This is a genomic window from Pseudoxanthomonas putridarboris (assembly GCF_038321125.1).
GTDB classification, from domain to species: domain Bacteria; phylum Pseudomonadota; class Gammaproteobacteria; order Xanthomonadales; family Xanthomonadaceae; genus Pseudoxanthomonas_A; species Pseudoxanthomonas_A putridarboris.
In genome coordinates this window covers 181230-200859 of record NZ_JBBWWT010000001.1, presented here as the reverse complement: position 1 = coordinate 200859, position 19630 = coordinate 181230, and the positions used below count along the sequence as shown (strand labels likewise).

The following is a 19630-nucleotide window of genomic DNA, read 5'->3' as shown; positions in this document are numbered from 1 at the left end:
GGTTTCCTTTTGTAATCTTCAGAAGACGAACTGGGGCGCCGGCGCGGCGCCGACCAGGTAGGGGAGGTCGGTTTCAAACAACGATTCGACGCGCGCGCCGTTGACATCGTTGACGTGCAGCACGGCTTCCATCACCGGCGATTCGCCGCGCACCACGAACAGGCGGCCGCCCGGGCGCAGCCATTGCAGGAAGCGCGCCGGGATGGCGCTCACCGCGCCGGTCACGCACACGACGTCGAACCTGCGGTCGGTGTCGTAGGCCAGCGCGTCGGCGGTTTCGATGCGCACATTGTTGCCCAGGCCGGTCGCGTCCAGGCGCGCGCGCGCGGCGGCGGCCAGTTCCGGGTTGATCTCCAGGCTGACCACGTCGCGGGCCAGGCTGCCCAGGCAGGCGGCCAGGTAGCCGCTGCCGGTGCCGATCTCCAGCACCTCCTCGTCGGCCTGCGGTTTCAGCGCCTGCAGCGCGCGGCCTTCGACGACCGGCTTCATCATCGCCTGGCCATGGCCCAGCGGGATTTCCAGGTCGGCGTAGGCCAGGGCGCGGTGCGCGTCGGCCACGAAGGCTTCGCGCGGCAGCGTGGCCAGCGTTTCCAGCACGCGCGCGTCAAGCACGTCCCAGGGACGCACCTGCTGTTCGACCATGTTCTCGCGGGCTTGGGGGTAATCGATCGTCATGGGGGGTGGTCATCCGACGCGGAGGGCTGGGCCGGGCATTTTACCGGGCCGGGCCCGTCCGCGCTGGACAAGGATCGCGGCAGCCGCCCGCACGGACGCAGTGCCGGAAGTCATCGCGACCTCCGTCGACCGGGGCCGGGCTTCAGGTTCAGCGGCGGCCATAGGCCCTCAGGAACATGTCCACGCAGGCGTCGATGTGGCGGTTGGCGTCGCCGCGGCCCGGCTGGCCGCACAGGCCGCAGGTCATGCGGGCGTGCACCTCGCCCTTGATCAGCGTGAAGAACTGCGCCGAGGCGATGGCCACGTCGGGGATGTCCAGCTCGCCCTTGTCCACCTGCGCCCGCAACAGGGCGGCGAAGGCGTCGTGGGTGCGCTGCGGGCCGGCTTCCCAGAAGGTCCGCTTCAGTTTGTCGTCGATATTGCCCGGCACCATCATCATGCGGTGGGTGCTGATGGCTTCCTCGCTGGTGATCAAGGCGAAGAAGGCAAGCGCGATGGCCTTCAGCTGGTCGCGCAGCGAACCCTTCAGTTCGATCTCGAACAGCGTGTCGGGCAGCATTTCCTCGCACTTGGCCTGCACGGCGGCGGCGAACAGCGCGTCCTTGTCGCCGAAGTGGCTGTAGACGGTCAGCTTGGATACGCCCGCCTCGGCGGCGATCTGGTCCATGCTGGCGCCGTTGAACCCTTCGCGCGCGAACAACTGCTTGGCGGCTTCCAGGATCGCGGCGCGCTTGCCCAGGTCCTTGGGGCGGCCGGGGCCGGTGGCGGGCTTGCCGGAAGGCTTGCGGCGGCTGGCGGGAGGGATCGGGCTGACCATCGTGTTAATACTAGACTACTCGGTTCGATATTTATACTATACCGCCAAGTCTACTAATTGTTGAAGGGCGGCGGAGCGACTATGCGGAGCATGCGCTGGAACGGAGTGTTCGGGATCCTGCTGGCCAGCCTGGCGGCCTGCAGCGCGGAACCGGCGGCGGAAACGCCGCGACCGGCGCTGGTGGTGCATGCGGGCGGCGGCGTCGAGGCGGCCCTGTCGGCTTACGCCGGCGAAATACGCGCCCGCGAGGAGAGTCCGCTTTCCTTCCGTGTCGGCGGCAACCTGGTCCGCCGCAACGTGGACGCCGGCGCGCGCGTGCGACGCGGCGAGGTGCTGGCGGTGCTCGACCCGGGCGACTTCGCGCTGCAGGCGCAGGCTGCGCAGGCGCAACTGGCCGCGGCGGAAGCCGATCTGGTCCGCGCCCGCGGCGATCGCGACCGCTACGCCAAGCTGGTCGGCGACCAACTGATCAGCCAGTCCACCTACGACGCGCAGGAGGCCGCCTACAAGGCGGCCGAAGGCCAGGCGCGCGCCGCGCGCGCGCAGATGGACGTGATGCGCAACCAGGAAGGCTATTCGCAGCTGCGCGCGCCGCGCGACGGCGTGATCGCCAGCCGCCAGGCCGAGGCCGGCCAGGTGGTCGCCGCCGGCCAGACCGTGTTCACCCTGGCCGCCGACGGGGGCCGCGAAGTGGCCATCGGCCTGCCGGAAAACCGCATCCGCGATTTCAGCGTCGGCCAGCCGGTGATGGTGGAGCTGTGGAATGCTCCCGGCCAGCGCCTGCCCGGCGCGATCCGCGAGATCGCGCCCGCCGCCGATGCGCAGACCCGCACCTATGCGGCCCGCGTCGACCTCGTCGGCGATGCCGCGCAGCAGGTGGAACTGGGCCAGAGCGCCCGCGTCTACGTTCAGGAGAACGGCGCGAAGGCGGCATTGAAGCTGCCGCTGTCGGCCATCCAGCGCAGCGACGATGGCAAGACCGCGGTATGGGTGGTCGATCCGGCGACCGGCAAGGTGCGCCTGCAACCCGTGCGATTGGGCGCTTATGGCGAAGAGTCCGTGCCCGTGCTGGACGGCGTGCGAGCCAGCGACTGGGTGGTGGCGGCCGGCGGGCACCTGTTGCGCGAGGGGCAGACCGTGACGCCTGTGGATCGCAACAACAAGCCCATCGCAATGAAATGAGCCGGAGCCGATGCATGCCAATGGATATTGAAATGATCGCAAGCGACTCCCGCATGGCGCGTACTTCCCTTCTCCCGCAAGCGGGAGAAGGATGGGATGAGGGCGCGCCGCAACGCGGTGCGTCTGTTGGTAAAGGAGGGCTTGGTGCCCTCACCCTGACCCTCTCCCGCAAGCGGGAGAGGGGACAGGAAGCGGAGTAACCCATGCGCCGCTTCAACCTTTCCGAGTGGGCGTTGACCAACCGCAGCCTGGTGCTGTTCACGATGATCCTGCTGGGCATCATCGGCGCGTGGTCGTACAAGCACCTGGGCCAGTCCGAGGACCCGCCCTTCACCTTCAAGGCGATGGTGGTGCGCACCGTGTGGCCCGGCGCCAGCGCCGAGGAAGTCTCGCAGCAGGTCACCGAGCGTATCGAGAAGGCGCTGATGACCACCGGCAACTACGAGTTCATCCGCTCGTATTCGCGTCCCGGCGAGTCGCAGGTGATCTTCATGGCGCGCGATTCGATGAGGTCCAAGGAGATCCCCGATCTCTGGTACCAGGTGCGCAAGAAGGTCGGCGACATCCGCGCCACCCTGCCGGCGGGGGTGGTCGGGCCGTTCTTCAACGACGAGTTCGGCGATACCTTCGGCAACATCTACGCGCTGACCGGCGAAGGCTTCGACTACGCGGTGATGAAGGACTACGCCGACCGCATCCAGCTGGAACTGCAGCGCGTGGCCGACGTCGGCAAGGTCGAGCTGGTGGGCCTGCAGGACGAGAAGATCTGGATCGAGCTGTCCAACACCAAGCTGGCCACGCTGGGCATCCCGCTGAGCGCGGTGCAGCAGGCGCTGGAGGAGCAGAACGCGGTGACGCCGGCCGGCTTCTTCGAGACCGCCAGCGACCGCGTGCAATTGCGCATCAGCGGCGAGTTCACCACGGTCGACGAGATCCGCGATTTCCCGATCCGCGCCGGCGGGCGCACGGTCAAGCTGAGCGACATCGCCGAGATCAAGCGCGGCTTCGCCGACCCGGCCGCGCCGCGCATGCGCTTCATGGGCCAGGACGGCATCGGCATCGCGGTGGCGATGAAGGACGGCGGCGATATCCTCAAGCTGGGGCAGACGCTGGAGCACGAGTTCCGGCGTTTGCAGAAGACGCTGCCGCTGGGCATGGAGCTGCGCAAGGTCTCCGACCAGCCGGCGGCGGTGGAGGAATCCGTGGGCGAGTTCGTCCGCGTGCTGGCCGAAGCCGTGATCATCGTGCTGCTGGTCAGCTTCTTCTCGCTCGGTTTGCGCACGGGACTGGTGGTGGCGGTGTCGATCCCGCTGGTGCTGGCGATGACGTTCGCGGTGATGCACTACTTCGGCATCGGCCTGCACAAGATCTCGCTGGGCGCGCTGGTGCTGGCGCTGGGCCTGCTGGTGGACGACGCGATCATCGCGGTGGAGATGATGGCCATCAAGATGGAGCAGGGCTTCGACCGGCTGAAGGCGGCCAGCTTCGCCTACGAATCCACCGCGTTCCCGATGCTGACCGGCACGCTGGTGACGGCGGCGGGTTTCCTGCCCATCGCCACCGCGGCGTCGAGCACCGGCGAGTACACGCGCTCGCTGTTCCAGGTGGTGACCATCGCGCTGGTGGTGTCGTGGATCGCGGCGGTGCTGTTCATTCCCTACCTGGGCGACAAGATGCTGCCCGACCTGGGCAATCCGCGGCCGCCCAGGCCGGGTTCGCTGCCCGCGCGCTGGCAGGGCTTCCGCGCGCGGCTGGCCGACCGCTGGCCGCAGTACGCCGGCATGCTGGCGCCGAAGCCGCACGAAGCGCACGACCATAATCCGTATCACTCGCCGTTCTACCAGCGTTTCCGCGGCTGGCTGGAAACCTGCCTGCGCCATCGCTGGCTGGTGATCGGCATCACCGTCGCCGCCTTCGTGGCATCGATCGTGCTGTTCCGTTTCGTGCCGCAGCAGTTCTTCCCCGACTCCGTGCGGCCCGAGCTGATGGTGGACCTTGAACTGGCCGAAGGCAGTTCGCTGAAGTCCACCGACGCGCAGGCGCGCAAGCTGGAGAAGCTGCTGGCCACCCGCGACGGCATCCAGAACTACGTGGCCTACATCGGCACCGGCTCGCCGCGTTTCTACCTGCCGCTGGACCAGCAGTTGCCGCAGGCGAACTTCTCGCAGTTCGTGGTGCTGACCGACGACATCGCATCGCGCGAGACCACCCGGAAGTGGCTGATCGAAGAGGTCGCGCCGCAGTTCCCCGAACTGCAGTTCCGCGTGACGCGGCTGGAGAATGGCCCGCCGGTGGGCTATCCGGTGCAGTTCCGCGTCTCCGGCGAGCATATCGACCGCGTGCAGGCCATCGCCCGCCAGGTGGCCGAGAAGGTGCGCGCCAACGCCAGCGTCACCAACGTCAACCTGGACTGGAGCGAACCGAGCAAGATCGTGCGCCTGGGCATCGACCAGGACCGCGCCCGCGCGCTGGGCGTCAGCACGGCGCAGGTCTCGCACTTCCTGTCCGGCTCGCTGTCCGGCTTGAGCGTCAGTACCTATCGCGAAGGCAACGAACTGATCGAGATCCTGCTGCGCGGTCCCGACGAGGAGCGCGCCAGGCTGGACCTGCTCGGCAGCCTGGCGGTGCCGACCAGCAGCGGCGGCAGCGTCCCGCTGTCGCAGATCGCCACGCTGGAATATGCGTTCGAGGACGGCATCATCTGGCACCGCGACCGCCTGCCGACCGTCACCGTGCGCGCCGACCTCAACACCGACGCCATGACGCCGCCGACGGTGGTGGCGCAGATCCTGCCGACGCTGGACGGGATCCGCGCGCAGTTGCCGCAGGGCTACCTGCTGGAAACCGGCGGCACGGTGGAGGATTCCGGGCGCGGGCAGAGGTCGATCGCCGCCGGCATGCCGCTGTTCCTGCTGGCGGTCACCACGCTGCTGATGCTGCAGCTGCGCAGCTTCTCGCGGGTGGCGCTGGTGCTGCTAACCGCGCCGCTGGGCCTGATCGGCGTGACCCTGGCGCTGCTGGTGTTCCGCGTGCCGTTCGGTTTCGTCGCGATGCTGGGCACCATCGCGCTGGCGGGCATGATCATGCGCAACTCGGTGATCCTGGTGGACCAGATCCAGCAGGACATCGATGCCGGCCACGACCGCTGGCACGCGATCATCGACGCCACCGTGCGCCGCTTCCGCCCCATCGTGCTGACCGCGCTGGCGGCGGTGCTGGCGATGATCCCGCTGTCGCGCAGCGCGTTCTTCGGCCCGATGGCGGTGGCGATCATGGGCGGCCTGACCGTGGCCACCGTGCTGACGCTGTTCTTCCTGCCGGCGCTGTATGCGGCGTGGTTCAAGGTGAAGCCGGAGGAATCCACGGCCTGACCGACACGCGGCGCCGCCGCATGCTTCCCTCCCCGTAGGAGCGCCCCTTGGGCGCGATGCTCTTCCCCGTGATCTCTAAAAGCATCGCGCCCAAGGGGCGCTCCTACAGGAGGCGGTGGTGCGGGGGATGGCTAATCGCGCAGTTCGGCCACGTAGCAATGCGCCTGCATCTGTTCGATCACCGCCTGCGCGGCGGCCTGCGTCGATACGCCGCGGCCGCCGGTGGCCAGGTCGCTGGTGAACACCTGCGCATTGAGCGCGCCATCCACCGCGCGTTCGATGCAGTCGGCTTCTTCGTACAGGCCCAGCGAGTGCCGCAGCAGCATGGCGCAGCTCAGGATGGTGGCGTAGGGATTGGCGATGCCCTTGCCGGCGATGTCGGGCGCGGAGCCGTGGATCGGTTCGTACAGGCCGATCTTGCCGTCGCCCAGCGAGGCCGACGGCAGCAGGCCCAGCGAGCCGGCCAGCATCGACGCCTCGTCGGTCAGGATGTCGCCGAACATGTTCTCGGTGACGATGACGTCGTACTCGCGCGGCTTGGCCAGCAGGTGCATGGCCATCGAATCCACCAACTGGTGCTCCAGTTTCACGTCGGGGAATTCCTCGCGGCCCACGCGCGCGGCCACGTCGCGCCACAGGCGCGAGGTCTCCAGCACGTTGGCCTTGTCCACCGACACCAGGTAGCCGCGGCGTTGCCGCGCCAGCTTGAACGCGCTGCGCACCACGCGCTCGATCTCGGTGACGCTGTAGCTGCACAGGTCGCTGGCGCCGCGCGCGTCGCGGGTCTTCTCGCCGAAGTAGATGCCGCCGGTCAGTTCGCGTACCACCACGATGTCCACGCCGGTCAGCAGGTGCGGCTTGATCGGCGAGGCATTCAACGCGGCCGGGTGCGGGCGCACCGGCCGCAGGTTGGCGAACAGGCCCAGGCCCTTGCGCAGCGCCAGCAGGCCCTGTTCCGGGCGTACCTTGGCGTTCGGGTCGGACCACTTCGGTCCGCCGACGGCGCCCAGCAGGACCGCATCGGCCTGCTGGCAGCCCTGCAGCGTGGCCTGCGGCAGCGGCTCGCCGTGGGTGTCGATGGCGATGCCGCCGATGTCGTATTCGCGGAATTCGAAGGTGTGGCCGTGGCGGCGTGCCAGCGTGCGCAGCACGGAGACGGCGGCGGCGGTGACTTCGGGACCGATGCCGTCGCCCGGCAGTACGGCGATTTCAGCGTGCATGGCGGGTAGCCTCGTAGCGTTCGATATCATTTTGTCGGGCCAGCAGGTAGCCCAGTTCGTCCACGCCTTCCAGCAGGCAGGTGCGGGCGAAGTCGTCCAGCGGGAACGGGAAGACGGAGCCGTCCGGCGCGCGCAGCTCCTTCGCGTCCACGTCGACCACCAGCTCGTCGTCGGGCCGTTCCATCAGCGACTGCACGATCTCCTCGGCCAGCACCACTGGCACCAGTCCGTTCTTCAGGCTGTTGTTGCGGAATATGTCGGCGATCTCGCTGCTGACGATGGCGCGCAGGCCCAGGTCGGTCAGCGCCCACGGCGCGTGCTCGCGCGAGGAGCCGCAACCGAAGTTGCGCCCGGCCAGCAGGATCTGCCGGCCGGCGTTCTCCGGCTGGTTGAACGGGAATGCCGGGTTCGGCGAACCATCGGGCAGCCGGCGCCAGTCGTTGAACGCATGCTGCCCAAGGCCGGCGCGTTCGGTGGTGGACAGGAAACGCGCGGGGATGATCTGGTCGGTGTCGATGTTGGTCTGCGGCAGCACCACGCTGCGGGAAACCAGTCGGGTGAAGGCGGTCATGATGGGTCCGGATCGATGTGCTTTTGTAGGAGGGGCTTTAGCCCCGATGCTTTCGGTTGGGTCCTGTCGGGGCTGAAGCCCCTCCTACAAAGATTGGGAAGATGCTTCATGCGACCTCCTTGTGGCCGGCGAACAGTTCGCGCGGATCGCTGACGCGGCCGTTCACCGCCGCCCACGCCGCGGTCAGCGGCGAGGCCAGCAGCGTGCGCGAGCCCGGGCCCTGGCGGCCCTCGAAGTTGCGGTTGCTGGTGCTGACCGCCAGTTGGCCCGGCGCGACCAGGTCGCCGTTCATTGCGATGCACATCGAACAGCCGGGCTCGCGCCACTCGGCGCCGGCGGCGCGCACGATCCGGTCGATGCCTTCGGCCTCGGCCTGGCGCTTGACCTGCTCCGAACCCGGCACCACCAGCATGCGCACGCGCGGATCGACCTTGCGGTCGCGCAACACGCTGGCCACCTCGCGCATGTCGCTCAGCCGGCCGTTGGTGCACGAGCCGACGAACACCACGTCCACCGCCGTGCCTTCCAGGGCATGGCCGCTCTCGAAGGCCATGTAGTCCAGCGACTTCCGCGCGGCCGCATCGTTGGCGGCCGGGATCGGCGCGTCCACCGCGATGGCCGTGCCCGGGTGCGTGCCCCAGGTCAGCGTGGGACGGATGTCGCGCGCATCGATCCGCACCTCCACGTCGTAGCGCGCGCCGTCGTCGCTGGTCAGCTTCGACCACTCCGCCTTCGCCGACTCGAAATCCGCGCCCTTCGGTGCGCGCGGCGCTTTCGCCATCCAGTCGAAGGTGGTCCGGTCGGGCGCCACCATGCCGGCGCGCGCGCCGGCCTCGATCGACATGTTGCACAGGGTCATGCGCTGCTCCATGTCCATCGCGCGGATGGTGGAGCCGCGGTACTCGATGACATGGCCGGTGCCGCCGTTCACGCCGATCGTGCCGATGATGTGCAGGATCACGTCCTTGGCGCCGACGCCCGGCGCCAGCGGGCCGTCCACGGTGATCGCCATGGTCTTCGGCTTGCGCTGCAGCAGGCACTGCGTGGCCAGCACGTGGCCGACTTCGCTGGTGCCGATGCCGAAGGCCAGCGCGCCGAACGCGCCGTGCGTGGAGGTGTGGCTGTCGCCGCAGACGATGGTCATGCCGGGCTGGGTGAAGCCCAGTTCCGGCGCGATGACGTGGACGATGCCGCGCCGGTCCGAGCCCATGTCGAACAGTTCGATGCCGTACTCGGCGCAGTTGCGCGCCAGCGTGTCGACCTGGGATTCCGCGGCCTTCGTGTAATAGGGCAGCTTGCCGTCGGCGCCGGCCGGCAGGGTCGGCGTGGAATGGTCCATCGTCGCCTTGGTGCGGTCCGGGCGGCGCGGCTTCAGCCCGCGCGCGGCCAGTTCGGTGAACGCCTGCGGCGAAGTCACTTCGTGGATCAGGTGCAGGTCGATGTACAGCACCGCGGGCGCGGCGGCGGTCTCGGGGACGACGACGTGGGCGTCCCACAGTTTGTCGAACAGGGTGCGTGGTGTGGTGAAGCTCATCGCGGAATTCCGTGGTGCTTGAACATGGACGGGTACGACCCCTTCCCCCGCTCGCGGGGGAAGAGCTTGCCCCGTACTTGATACAGGGTTGGGATGGAGGCAGGACGAAGCTGCTGATTTTCAGGGGAAGAAGTGGCGTCGGATGCACTCGATAAGGGACCGGTGGAGAGAGGCGACCGGCTCCGGTTCGCCCCCACCCCAGCCCTCCCCCGCGTGCGGGGGAGGGGGCTCGTCAAGAGATGTCTGATGCCTCTCATGCCGCCGCCATCTCCTGCTTCTCCGCGCGGCGCTGGCGCAGCAGGCGGTTGGCGACGTCCAGCCAAGCCAGCGCGCTGGCTTCGATGATGTCCTTGCTGGTGCCGGTGCCTTCGTACTCCACGCCCTCGCAGTGCACCGACAGGCTGGCTTCGCCGCGTGCGTCGGCGCCGATGCCGACGCTGTGCACCTGGTAGCTTTCCAGTTGCAGCTGCACGCCGGTGGCGGCGGCCAGCGCGCTGAACAGCGCATCGACCGGGCCGTTGCCCTGCGCGGTCTCGGAGACGCGGTTGCCGTCCGGGTCGGACAGCTCGACCAGCGCATTGGCGCGGCTGCCGACGTCGCTGATGGTCATCGAGGACAGGCGGTATCCATCGCTGGCGGAGGAATCCTGCATCAATGCCTGCAGGTCGTCGTCGTTGACCACGCGCTGCTTCTCGCAAAGCGCCTTGAACTGCTCGAACACCAGCTTCAGCTCGTCCTCTTCCAGCCAGTAGCCCAGCGCGCGCAGGCGCTGCTCGACCGCGGCGCGTCCGCTGTGGCGGCCCAGCACCATCTGCGAGGACGGCCAGCCCACGTCCTGCGGCTGCATGATCTCGTAGGTGCCGCGGTGGCGCAGCATGCCGTGCTGGTGGATGCCGGACTCGTGCGCGAAGGCATTCGCGCCGACGATGGCCTTGTTGCGCTGCACCGGCATGCCGACCAGCCGCGACAGCAACTGCGAGGTGGGCACGATGCGGCGTGTGTCGATGCGCGTATCCAGGTTGTAGAAGGCATTGCGTACTTTCAGCGCCATCACGATCTCCTCGATGGCGCAGTTGCCGGCGCGCTCGCCGATGCCGTTGATGGAGCCCTCCACCTGCCGCGCGCCGCCCTCGATGGCGGCCAGCGAGTTGGCCACGGCCAGGCCCAGGTCGTTGTGGCAGTGCGCGCTGAACACCACCCTGTCCGCGTCCGGCACGTTGGCGATGACGCGCTCGAACATGCCGCGGATCTCTTCGGGCGTGGTGAAACCGACGGTATCGGGCAGGTTGATGGTGGTGGCGCCGGCGGCGATGGCCACGGCGACGACTTCGTGCAGAAAGTCCTCTTCGGTGCGGGTGGCGTCCTCGGCGGAGAACTCGATGTCGTCGATGTGGCCGCGCGCCAGCGCCACGTGCTTTCGCACCGATTCCAGCACCTGCTCGCGGGTCATGCGCAGCTTGTGCTCGCGGTGCAGCGGGCTGGTGGACAGGAACAGGTGCAGGCGCGGCTTCGCGGCCGCCTGCACGGTGCGCAGCGAGGTCTCGATGTCGGTGGGCAGGCAGCGCGACAGCACCGCCAGCGTGGTGTCGCGCAGGTCGCGGGCGATCAGCGCGTGCGCCTCGCGGTCGGACTGCGAACTGGCCGGGAAGCCGGTCTCGATGACGTCCACGCCCAGGTCGGCCAGGCCGCGCGCCATCACCAGCTTCTGCTGCGGCGACATGCTGCAGCCGGGCGATTGTTCGCCATCCCGCAGGGTGGTGTCGAAGATGCGGACGTGGGCCGGTCCGTTCGGCGTGGCAGTGGATGTATTCACCAGATGGATTCCTCTACGACTGCGGTTGCGGTGCGGCGTGTCCTGGACTTGTGCGGCACGGCTGGGGAAAGGGGAATGGGGGATTCGTCGGGCGCCGCAAGCGCAAGCGAAGGCTCGCCTTCGGCGGCGCGGCGGCGCGGTTTGCGCGGCGGGCGTGGGCGCACCTCGGACAGCAGCCGCGCCAGCACGGTGGCGTCGATGTTGCCGCCGGACACCACGGCGCACTTGCGCCTGCCGGCGACGCGGCGCCCGGCGGCCAGCGCCAGCGCGCCGGCGCCCTCGGCGATCAGGTTTTCTTCCAGCGCCAGCCGCACCAGCGTCTCGCGCAGTTCGGCCTCGCGCACGGTCACCACGTCGTCCAGCAGTTGCGTGCACAGCCGGCGGGTGATGAAGCCGGGCACCTTGACGCGCACGCCGTCGGCCAGCGAGGCGACCGGGTCGATCGGCGAGGTGTCGCCGCGCATCGCACGGATCATCGAGTCCACGCCTTCGACCTGCGCACCGACCACGCGCACGCCCTGCGACTTCAGCGCCAGCGCCACGCCCGAGGCCAGCCCGCCGCCGCCGATGGGCACGATGACCACGTCCGGCGCATACGGCGCGATCTCGATGCCGACCGTGCCCTGGCCGGCGATCACATCGGGATCGTCGAACGCGGACAGGAAGCGGTAGCCGTTCTGTTCGGCCAGTTCCCTGGCGAACGCGAACGCTTCGTCGTAGCTGTTGCCGTGCTGGCGCACGGTGGCGCCCCAGTGGGCGACGCCGGCGATCTTGGTTTCCGGCGCGCCGTGCGGCATCACCGTGATGGCCTGCACGCCCAACCGGTAGGCGGCCCAGGCCAGGCCCTGCGCGTGGTTGCCGGCCGACGCGGCGATGACCGGGCGGCGGTCGCCGCGTTCGCGCGCGGCCAGCAGCGCGTTCAAGGCGCCGCGCACCTTGTACGAGCCGGTGCGCTGCAGGTTCTCCAGCTTCAGCATCACGCCGAAGCGTTCGGCATGGTGCAGCGGGGTGGGGGGCAGGTAGCGCCGCAGCCGCGCCTGCGCCGCCAGCACGTCGGCCACGGTGACGACGACGTCGCCGACGTCCGGGTCCTGGCTGGCGGGGGCGCGGCCGGCGTCAGGCATGGATGAACTGCCGTGATTCGGGATTGGGGATTGGGGATTCGTAAAAGCGGATCGTCTCGCATTGAAGAAGACGCCTCCGCGGGAATCGGATCAGCCCGGACCGCGCAGCGGTGGTCAGGATCCTGCCATCGCTGGCGAATCCCGGCCCCCAACGGCCGACAGGCCGGTCATCCCGAATTCCGAATCCCGGCCTCATGCCACGTCCTCCAGCGCGGTGATCTCCACCGACTCGCAGTCGTAGATCTTCTGCATCTGCAAGCGCAGCGTTTCCGGCGGGCGTTGGCCGGAGACGACCAACTGCACGCGCCAGCGGCCGTCGGAGGCCGACGGTTCGCCGTTGATGGCCTGCGGTGCGAAGCCGCGACGCTCGGCCATGCCGATCACGCGCGTCAACGCGCCCTCGGCCGGTTTCAGCACCAGGTCAAGCCGGTATCGCATGGGGGGTGGGCTCCGGACTCTGCTTGGCCGGATTGGCATCCAGCATGGAACTGTTGGCGTGGTTGGGCGGCACCAGCGGCCAGACGTTGGCCTTGATGTCGATGGCGACGTGCAGCAAGGCGGGCCCCGGCTGCGCCAGCAGCGCGGCCAGTCCGTCCTCGACCTGGTGGCGGTGGTCGATGCGCTGGGCGGGAATGCCGAATACCTGCGCCAGCGCGGCGAAGTCCGGGTTGTCGGACAGGTCGATCTCGCTGTAGCGCTCGGCGAAGAACAGCTCCTGCCACTGCCGCACCATGCCCAGCGCGCTGTTGTCCAGCAGCACGATCTTCACCGGCAACCGGCAGCGGGCGATGGTGGCCAGCTCCTGCACGTTCATCATGAAGCTGCCGTCGCCGCTGACCAGCACCACCGTGCGGTCCGGGCAGGCGAACTGCGCGCCCATCGCCGCCGGCAGGCCGAAGCCCATCGTGCCCAGCGCGCCGCTGGTCAGGTGGTTGCGCGGATGGTTGAAGCGGCAATGTTGCGCCACCCACATCTGGTGCTGGCCCACGTCGCAGGCGATGATCGCGTCGGCCGGCGCGACTTCGCTCAGCCGCTTCAGCAGGCCGGGCGCGTAGATGTCGGTGCCGGGCGCGTCGTAGCGGAAGCCGAACTTCTCGCGATGCGTCTGGCAGCGCTTGCGCCAGTCGTCGCAGGTGCTCCGGGCAGCGGTCAGCGTGCGCAGGCCGGTGGCCACGTCGCCGGGAATCGCGATGTCGGCCGTGCGCAGCTTGGAGATCTCGTACGCATCGGCATCCAGGTGGACGACGCGGGCGAACGGGGCGAACTCCACCAGCTTGCCGGTGGCGCGGTCGTCGAAGCGCGCACCCACCACGATCAGCAGGTCCGATTCCTGCACCGCCATGTTGGCCGCGCGCGTGCCGTGCATGCCCAGCATGCCCAGGAACTGCGGATGCCCGGCGGGCAGCGCGCCCAGGCCGCGCAGGGTCAGCACGGTCGGGATCTTGGTGGCATCGACGAACTGGCGGAACGCATCCACCGCATCCGCCAGCGCGATGCCGCCGCCGCCGTAGATCACCGGCTTTTCGGCGCCGGCGATGGCGGCCAGCGCTTCGGCCAGCTTCGCGTCTTCCGGCGCGGGCTGCGGATCGACGCGGGCCGGCGCGTGGTCGGGCAGGTGGCTGGCGTCGGCCATCTGCACATCCTTGGGCAGATCGATCAGCACCGGGCCGGGGCGTCCCTCGCGGGCGATGCGGAAGGCTTCGCGCACGATCTGCGGCAGGTCGTCCACGCGCCGCACGATGAAGCTGTGCTTGACGATGGGCAGGGTCAGGCCGAACACGTCCAGTTCCTGGAACGCGTCGGTGCCCATCAGCGGCGTGGCGACCTGCCCGGTCAGGCAGACCATCGGCACCGAGTCCAGCATCGCGTCGGCGATGCCGGTGACCAGGTTGGACGCGCCGGGGCCGGACGTCGCGACGCATACGCCGACCTTGCCGCTGGCGCGCGCATAGCCGTTGGCGGCCAGCGCGGCGCCCTGCTCGTGGCGCACCAGGATGTGCTTCAGCTTGGAATCCACCAGCGCGTCGTAGAACGGCATGATGGTGCCGCCCGGGTAGCCGAACAGCGTGTCCACGCCCTCGGCTTCCAGGGCGTGGGCCAGCCAGCGGGCGCCATTGCGTGGGGCAGTGGCGGAGACGGCGTTCATGCGGCGGCGGCCCGGTTCGTACTGGCGTCGTCGGCATCGGGCTTGGCGCCGTTCTCGGCCAGCCACACCATCTTCGCGCGCAGTTGCTTGCCGACGACTTCGATCGGATGGTCCAGGTCGGCCTGCTTGAACTTCTTGTAGTTCGGCAGGCCGGCTTCGTACTCGGCCACCCAGTTCTTGGTGAAGGTGCCGTCCTGGATGTCGGTCAGCACGTCCTTCATGCGCGCCTTGACGCTGGCGTCGATCACCCGCGGGCCGCTGACGTAGTCGCCGTACTGCGCGGTCTCGGAGACGAATTCCAGCATGCGGGTGATGCCGCCTTCGTAGAACAGGTCGACGATCAGCTTCAGTTCGTGCAGTACTTCGTAGTAGGCGATCTCCGGCTGGTAGCCGGCTTCCACCAGCGTCTCGAAGCCGGCCTGCACCAGCGACGAGGCGCCACCGCACAGCACCGCCTGTTCGCCGAACAGGTCGGTCTCGGTCTCTTCCTTGAAGGTGGTCTTGATGAGGTTGGCGCGTGCGCCGCCCAGGCCGCCGGCGTAGGCCAGCGCGAACTGCTCGGCCTTGCCGCTCCTGTCCTGGTGGACGGCGTAGATGCACGGCACGCCGCGGCCGATCTCGTATTCGCGGCGGACCAGCGCGCCCGGGCCCTTCGGCGCCACCAGCACCACGTCCAGGTCGTCGCGCGGTTCGATCATGCCGAAGTGGACGTTCAGGCCGTGCGCGAACAGCAGCACCGCGCCGGGCTTCATGTTCGGCGCCAGCACCTCTTCGTAGAGTTTCTTCTGCACCATGTCCGGCGTCAGCACGGCGACCAGGTCGGCGTCCTTCACCGCGTCGGCGGGCGTCTTCACCACGAAACCGTCCGCCTGCGCCTTCGCCTCGGTCGGACCGCCGGGGCGCAGGCCCACGGTGACGTCGAAGCCGGAATCGCGCAGGTTCAGCGCGTGCGCGCGGCCCTGGCTGCCGTAGCCGACGACGGCGATCTTGGGTTGCGGGAGAGCGTTGGCGGTGGTCATTGCGATGGGTTCCTGGCTGATGGGTTGGAGGGAAAGGCGTTGGGTGGAAAGGGCCGCAAACAAAAAACCCCGCACTTCTCAGTGCGGGGTTTTGCGAATCTGGCGTGCTTTTTCTGCTTACGCGCCGGTCCGTCCCGCACCTGTTGGCGAGGTAATAAGGACGAGTACGAGGACGGACGCCGCAGCGGGTGCGGTCGGGTCGGTCGTCGGGGGCGTGTGGCGCTGCAACATGCGGCAAGGGAAACATGCTGTCGTCGGGCTTGTCAAGCGCATTCGCCACTTGTTCGACGATCGGACGATCAGCGGCATTTGGTTGCAACTGAAACAGTGAAAAGGCCGCAGAATCAGGGCCCTTTCCCCCCGCGCCTGTTTCCACGCGATCCATCATGCCCGAATACCGCTCCAAGACCTCCACCCACGGACGCAACATGGCCGGCGCGCGCGCGCTGTGGCGCGCCACCGGCATGAAGGACGACGATTTCCACAAGCCGATCGTCGCCATCGCCAACTCCTTCACCCAGTTCGTCCCGGGCCACGTGCACCTCAAGGACCTGGGGCAATTGGTTGCACGTGAAATCGAACGCGTCGGCGGCGTGGCCAAGGAGTTCGACACCATCGCCGTGGACGACGGCATCGCCATGGGCCACGACGGCATGCTGTACTCGCTGCCCAGCCGCGAGATCATCGCCGACTCGGTGGAGTACATGGTCAACGCGCACTGCGCCGACGCGCTGGTGTGCATTTCCAACTGCGACAAGATCACGCCGGGCATGCTGATGGCGGCGTTGCGGCTGAACATCCCCACGGTGTTCGTGTCCGGCGGGCCGATGGAGGCCGGCAAGACCCGGCTGGCCGACCACAAGCTGGACCTGATCGATGCGATGGTGATGGCGGCCGATCCGAATGCGAGCGACGAACAGGTCGCCGCGGTCGAGCGCAGCGCCTGCCCGACCTGCGGCTCGTGCAGCGGCATGTTCACCGCCAACTCGATGAACTGCCTGACCGAGGCACTGGGCCTGTCGTTGCCGGGCAACGGCACCACGCTGGCGACGCATGCCGACCGCGAACAGTTGTTCCTGCGCGCCGGGCGCACCGTGGTCGAACTGTGCCACCGCTGGTACGGCGCGGAGGACCCGACGGCCCTGCCGCGCGGCATCGCCACCTTCGAGGCGTTCGAGAACGCGATGACGCTGGACATCGCGATGGGCGGTTCCACCAACACCATCCTGCACCTGCTGGCCGCCGCGCAGGAAGGCGAGGTGCCGTTCGGCATGCGCGACATCGACCGCCTGTCGCGGCGGGTGCCGCAGCTGTGCAAGGTGGCGCCGAACACGCAGAAGTACCACATCGAGGACGTGCACCGCGCCGGCGGCATCCTGGCGATCCTGGGCGAACTTTCGCGCGGCGGGCTGCTGCACACCAGCGTGCCCACCGTGCATGCCAAGACGCTCGCCGACGCCATCGCCAAGTGGGATGTGGCCCGGACGGACGACCAAAGCATCGCCACGTTCTACAAGGCCGGTCCGGCCGGCATTCCCACGCAGGTGGCCTTCAGCCAGGCCACGCGCTGGCCGTCGCTGGACGTGGACCGCGCCGAGGGCTGCATCCGCGATGTCGCGCATGCGTATTCGCAGGAAGGCGGCCTGGCCGTGCTGTACGGCAACATCGCGCGGGACGGCTGCGTGGTGAAGACGGCCGGCGTGGACGAGTCGATCCATGTGTTCGAGGGCAGCGCGCGCGTCTACGAGAGCCAGGATGCGGCGGTGAAGGGCATCCTGGGCGACGAGGTGAAGCCCGGCGACGTGGTGGTGATCCGTTACGAAGGCCCGAAGGGTGGTCCCGGCATGCAGGAGATGCTGTATCCGACCAGTTACCTGAAGTCGAAAGGCCTGGGCAAGCAGTGCGCACTGTTGACCGACGGCCGCTTCTCCGGCGGCACCTCGGGCCTGTCCATCGGCCATGCGTCGCCGGAAGCCGCTGCGGGCGGCGCGATCGGGCTGGTGCGCGACGGCGACCGCATCCGCATCGATATTCCCGCGCGTTCGATCGACCTGCTTGTTTCGGATGACGAACTCGCCGCGCGGCGCGCGCAACAGGATGCCGCCGGCTGGAAACCCGCGCAGCCGCGCGCGCGCAAGGTCACCACCGCGCTGAAGGCCTATGCGTTGCTGGCCACCAGCGCCGACAAGGGCGCGGTGCGCGACAAGGCGATGCTGGACGCGTTCTGAACTGAACAGGCGGCTCAACTTGCCGTCGCTCCGGCCGCTACCTCCTGGGAGAGGAGGGGCACCGTCATGTCGGGCTTCGGGGAAATCGCCGCCTGCGTTGCGGACACACATCGACAGCTGCCGGATGCGCCGGTCGGGCTGCTGAGGCTCGACGCTTCGGCGGCCATCGTGGCCGCCAACCGTGCCGCGCTGGACATGCTGGGCCTGCCGGCCGAGCGGTTGCTGGGCCATGCCTGCGATGGCATCTGGGGCCTGCCGGCCGGCGTGCTGACCGATGAAGAAGGCGTGTGGCAGGCGCCCTGCGACGATCCCGCGCGCCGGGTGCGTTACCAGAGCGATCGCGACGGCGATGGCTGGCTGCTGTCGCTGCCGCACCCCGAGACCGCCGCCCTGCTGCGCGACATGGACATGCTTGCTCGTGACGCCGCGCCGGTGGTCGGCTCGCTGGCCATGCAGCCGCTGGCCCAGCGCCTGGCCGAGGCCAGGCAGGAACGCCAGTTGCTGGAACGGATCGGCCAGTCGCTGGGCGGCTGCGACCTGGATATCCCGCTGCCGCAGGGACAGGCCGCGCATCCGGTCATCCGGCAGATCGCCGCCGGCTTCGGCAACCTGGCCGAGGCGATCCGCCAGGCCGTCGCCCTGTCCATGCAGGTGGCGGGCGAGGTGCCGCACCTGGTCGGCGAGAACGACGAACTGTTGCGCCAGTCGCAGGCGCAGGTGGCCGCGCTGGAAAGCGTGCTCGATGCGACGCGACGCCTGCTGCAGGGATTGCAGGGCGCGGGCGAGGAACTGCAGGCGGTCATCGGCGTGGCGGCCAGCGCCGATGCCAGCGCGCGCGAAGGCGCCGAGGCCGCGCGCCGGCTGGGCGACGCGATGCGCGAAGTCGAGCGCCGTTCCGCGCGCGCCGGCGAGGTCATCGAGGTCATCGATGCCGTGGCCTTCCAGACCAACATCCTGTCGATCAACGCCAGCATCGAGGCGGCCCGCGCCGGCGAGGCGGGGCGCGGCTTCGCCGTGGTCGCCACCGAAATCCGCCGGCTCGCGGAGAAGGCCGCCACGGCGGCGCGCGACGTGCGCGGCATCCTGGACGAAAGCGGCCGGGCGCTGACGGAGAGCGCGGCGTCGGCACGGGCCACCGAGCAGGTGCTGGGCGGCATCGGCGACGTGCTGGCGCGCGCGGGCAGGGCGATGGAGTCCGTCGCCGGCCGCGTGTCGGCGCAGGGCGGGGAAATCGTGGCCATCGACGGCGCGCTGGAGCAGGTCGTCGAGCTGAGCCGCAGCAATCTGCGGCATGCCGGCCATGTGGCGGCCCGCGGCACCGCATTGGCGCAGGGGACCGATACGTTGCACGACTGCGTCGGGCTGTTCCGCCTGCCCGCTGATCCGATGCGCGAACGCCGCCATGCGCGGGTGCACGATCTGGCCCGCGCCGGCGCGGACCGCGTGGGACATGCGTTCGAGCAGGCGCTGTCGTCGGGGCGGATCGGCGAGGATGCGCTGTTCTCGCGCGACTACGCGCCGGTGCCGGGGATCGAACCGGCCAAGTACACCACGCCCTTCGATGCGCTCTGCGACGAACTGCTCCCCCCGCTGCAGGAACCCCTGGCCACGCGGCACCCGTGGATCGTCTTCGCCATCTGCGCCAATCCGGACGGCTACGTGCCCACGCACAACCTGTGCTTCTGCCAGCCGCTGACCGGCGACCGCGAGCGCGACCTGGTCGGCAACCGCACCAAGCGCATCTTCACCGACCGCGTCGGCCGCACGGTCGGGGCGCACACCGATCCCTACCGCCTGCAGGTGTACCGCCGCGATACCGGCCAGATCATGTTCGACCTGTCGGTGCCCATTTACGTGGAGGGCCGCCACTGGGGCGGCTTCCGCATCGGCTACACGCTGGGCTGAACACGGCGCCCGGGCGGCTGTGGTG

General features: G+C 69.0%; 14 protein-coding genes. 4 read left to right on the top strand and 10 right to left on the bottom strand.

The genetic code is table 11. The annotated features are described in order from the left end of the window. Positions 1-18: 18 nt before the first annotated feature. Together AAD027_RS00930 and AAD027_RS00925 are read right to left on the bottom strand one after the other, a co-directional pair. Positions 19-675 carry a protein-L-isoaspartate O-methyltransferase family protein gene (locus tag AAD027_RS00930; protein ID WP_341724137.1) on the bottom strand — a complete coding sequence of 219 codons (657 nt, stop codon included), beginning with the start codon at positions 673-675 and terminating at the stop codon, positions 19-21. 148 nt (positions 676-823) lie between these two features. Further along, entirely contained in the window at positions 824-1492 is a 669-nt protein-coding gene (locus AAD027_RS00925) for a TetR/AcrR family transcriptional regulator (RefSeq protein WP_341724136.1), read from the bottom strand. An 81-nt stretch (positions 1493-1573) separates the two neighbouring features. Here AAD027_RS00925 and AAD027_RS00920 point away from each other — a divergent pair, with 81 nt between their 5' ends. Together AAD027_RS00920 and AAD027_RS00915 are read left to right on the top strand one after the other, a co-directional pair. Continuing rightward, positions 1574-2674, top strand: coding sequence for an efflux RND transporter periplasmic adaptor subunit (locus AAD027_RS00920; protein WP_341724135.1), 1101 nt, complete (start codon positions 1574-1576; stop codon positions 2672-2674). 203 nt (positions 2675-2877) lie between these two features. Beyond that, positions 2878-6045 carry an efflux RND transporter permease subunit gene (locus tag AAD027_RS00915; RefSeq protein WP_341724134.1) on the top strand — a complete coding sequence of 1056 codons (3168 nt, stop codon included), beginning with the start codon at positions 2878-2880 and terminating at the stop codon, positions 6043-6045. A 131-nt stretch (positions 6046-6176) separates the two neighbouring features. Here AAD027_RS00915 and leuB read toward each other — a convergent pair whose 3' ends face one another. The 8 genes from leuB to ilvC all read right to left on the bottom strand — a co-directional run bounded on the left by leuB (position 6177) and on the right by ilvC (position 15472). Beyond that, positions 6177-7265 carry a 3-isopropylmalate dehydrogenase gene (leuB, locus tag AAD027_RS00910; RefSeq protein ID WP_341724133.1) on the bottom strand — a complete coding sequence of 363 codons (1089 nt, stop codon included), beginning with the start codon at positions 7263-7265 and terminating at the stop codon, positions 6177-6179. Beyond that, complete coding sequence (gene leuD, locus AAD027_RS00905) at positions 7255-7836, bottom strand: 3-isopropylmalate dehydratase small subunit (RefSeq protein WP_341724132.1); 582 nt, start codon at positions 7834-7836, stop codon at positions 7255-7257. The genes leuB and leuD overlap by 11 nt, the downstream gene beginning before the upstream one ends. A gap of 106 nt (positions 7837-7942) precedes the next feature. Continuing rightward, positions 7943-9370, bottom strand: coding sequence for a 3-isopropylmalate dehydratase large subunit (gene leuC, locus AAD027_RS00900; RefSeq protein ID WP_341724131.1), 1428 nt, complete (start codon positions 9368-9370; stop codon positions 7943-7945). Between the two features lie 253 nt (positions 9371-9623). Continuing rightward, positions 9624-11183, bottom strand: coding sequence for a 2-isopropylmalate synthase (locus AAD027_RS00895; protein ID WP_341724130.1), 1560 nt, complete (start codon positions 11181-11183; stop codon positions 9624-9626). Beyond that, complete coding sequence (locus AAD027_RS00890) at positions 11180-12307, bottom strand: threonine dehydratase (protein WP_341724129.1); 1128 nt, start codon at positions 12305-12307, stop codon at positions 11180-11182. Before AAD027_RS00890 ends, AAD027_RS00895 begins: the two co-directional genes overlap by 4 nt. A 192-nt stretch (positions 12308-12499) precedes the next feature. Then, positions 12500-12745, bottom strand: a complete 246-nt coding sequence (locus AAD027_RS00885) for an ACT domain-containing protein (RefSeq protein ID WP_341724128.1) — start codon at positions 12743-12745, stop codon at positions 12500-12502. Next, positions 12729-14453, bottom strand: coding sequence for an acetolactate synthase 2 catalytic subunit (gene ilvG / locus AAD027_RS00880; protein ID WP_341724127.1), 1725 nt, complete (start codon positions 14451-14453; stop codon positions 12729-12731). The genes AAD027_RS00885 and ilvG overlap by 17 nt, the downstream gene beginning before the upstream one ends. Continuing rightward, positions 14450-15472 carry a ketol-acid reductoisomerase gene (gene ilvC, locus AAD027_RS00875; protein WP_341724126.1) on the bottom strand — a complete coding sequence of 341 codons (1023 nt, stop codon included), beginning with the start codon at positions 15470-15472 and terminating at the stop codon, positions 14450-14452. Before ilvC ends, ilvG begins: the two co-directional genes overlap by 4 nt. Positions 15473-15858: 386 nt before the next feature. On the opposite strand from ilvC, the gene ilvD reads away from it, so the two are divergent. Together ilvD and AAD027_RS00865 are read left to right on the top strand one after the other, a co-directional pair. Next, the gene (ilvD, locus tag AAD027_RS00870) at positions 15859-17700 is read left to right on the top strand and encodes a dihydroxy-acid dehydratase (protein ID WP_341724125.1); all 1842 of its coding nucleotides are present in this window, start codon (positions 15859-15861) and stop codon (positions 17698-17700) included. Between the two features lie 66 nt (positions 17701-17766). Further along, complete coding sequence (locus AAD027_RS00865; RefSeq protein WP_341724124.1) at positions 17767-19605, top strand: methyl-accepting chemotaxis protein; 1839 nt, start codon at positions 17767-17769, stop codon at positions 19603-19605. Positions 19606-19630: the final 25 nt, after the last annotated feature.

Bases quoted from the DNA above. Each gene is read 5' to 3' on its own strand.
- AAD027_RS00930 (WP_341724137.1), bottom strand. From the start codon at position 675: ATGACGATCGATTACCCCCAAGCCCGCGAGAACATGGTCGAACAGCAG.
- AAD027_RS00925 (WP_341724136.1), bottom strand. From the start codon at position 1,492: ATGGTCAGCCCGATCCCTCCCGCCAGCCGCCGCAAGCCTTCCGGCAAG.
- AAD027_RS00920 (WP_341724135.1), top strand. From the start codon at position 1,574: ATGCGGAGCATGCGCTGGAACGGAGTGTTCGGGATCCTGCTGGCCAGC.
- AAD027_RS00915 (WP_341724134.1), top strand. From the start codon at position 2,878: ATGCGCCGCTTCAACCTTTCCGAGTGGGCGTTGACCAACCGCAGCCTG.
- leuB (WP_341724133.1), bottom strand. From the start codon at position 7,265: ATGCACGCTGAAATCGCCGTACTGCCGGGCGACGGCATCGGTCCCGAA.
- leuD (WP_341724132.1), bottom strand. From the start codon at position 7,836: ATGACCGCCTTCACCCGACTGGTTTCCCGCAGCGTGGTGCTGCCGCAG.
- leuC (WP_341724131.1), bottom strand. From the start codon at position 9,370: ATGAGCTTCACCACACCACGCACCCTGTTCGACAAACTGTGGGACGCC.
- AAD027_RS00890 (WP_341724129.1), bottom strand. From the start codon at position 12,307: ATGCCTGACGCCGGCCGCGCCCCCGCCAGCCAGGACCCGGACGTCGGC.
- AAD027_RS00885 (WP_341724128.1), bottom strand. From the start codon at position 12,745: ATGCGATACCGGCTTGACCTGGTGCTGAAACCGGCCGAGGGCGCGTTG.
- ilvG (WP_341724127.1), bottom strand. From the start codon at position 14,453: ATGAACGCCGTCTCCGCCACTGCCCCACGCAATGGCGCCCGCTGGCTG.
- ilvC (WP_341724126.1), bottom strand. From the start codon at position 15,472: ATGACCACCGCCAACGCTCTCCCGCAACCCAAGATCGCCGTCGTCGGC.
- ilvD (WP_341724125.1), top strand. From the start codon at position 15,859: ATGCCCGAATACCGCTCCAAGACCTCCACCCACGGACGCAACATGGCC.
- AAD027_RS00865 (WP_341724124.1), top strand. From the start codon at position 17,767: ATGTCGGGCTTCGGGGAAATCGCCGCCTGCGTTGCGGACACACATCGA.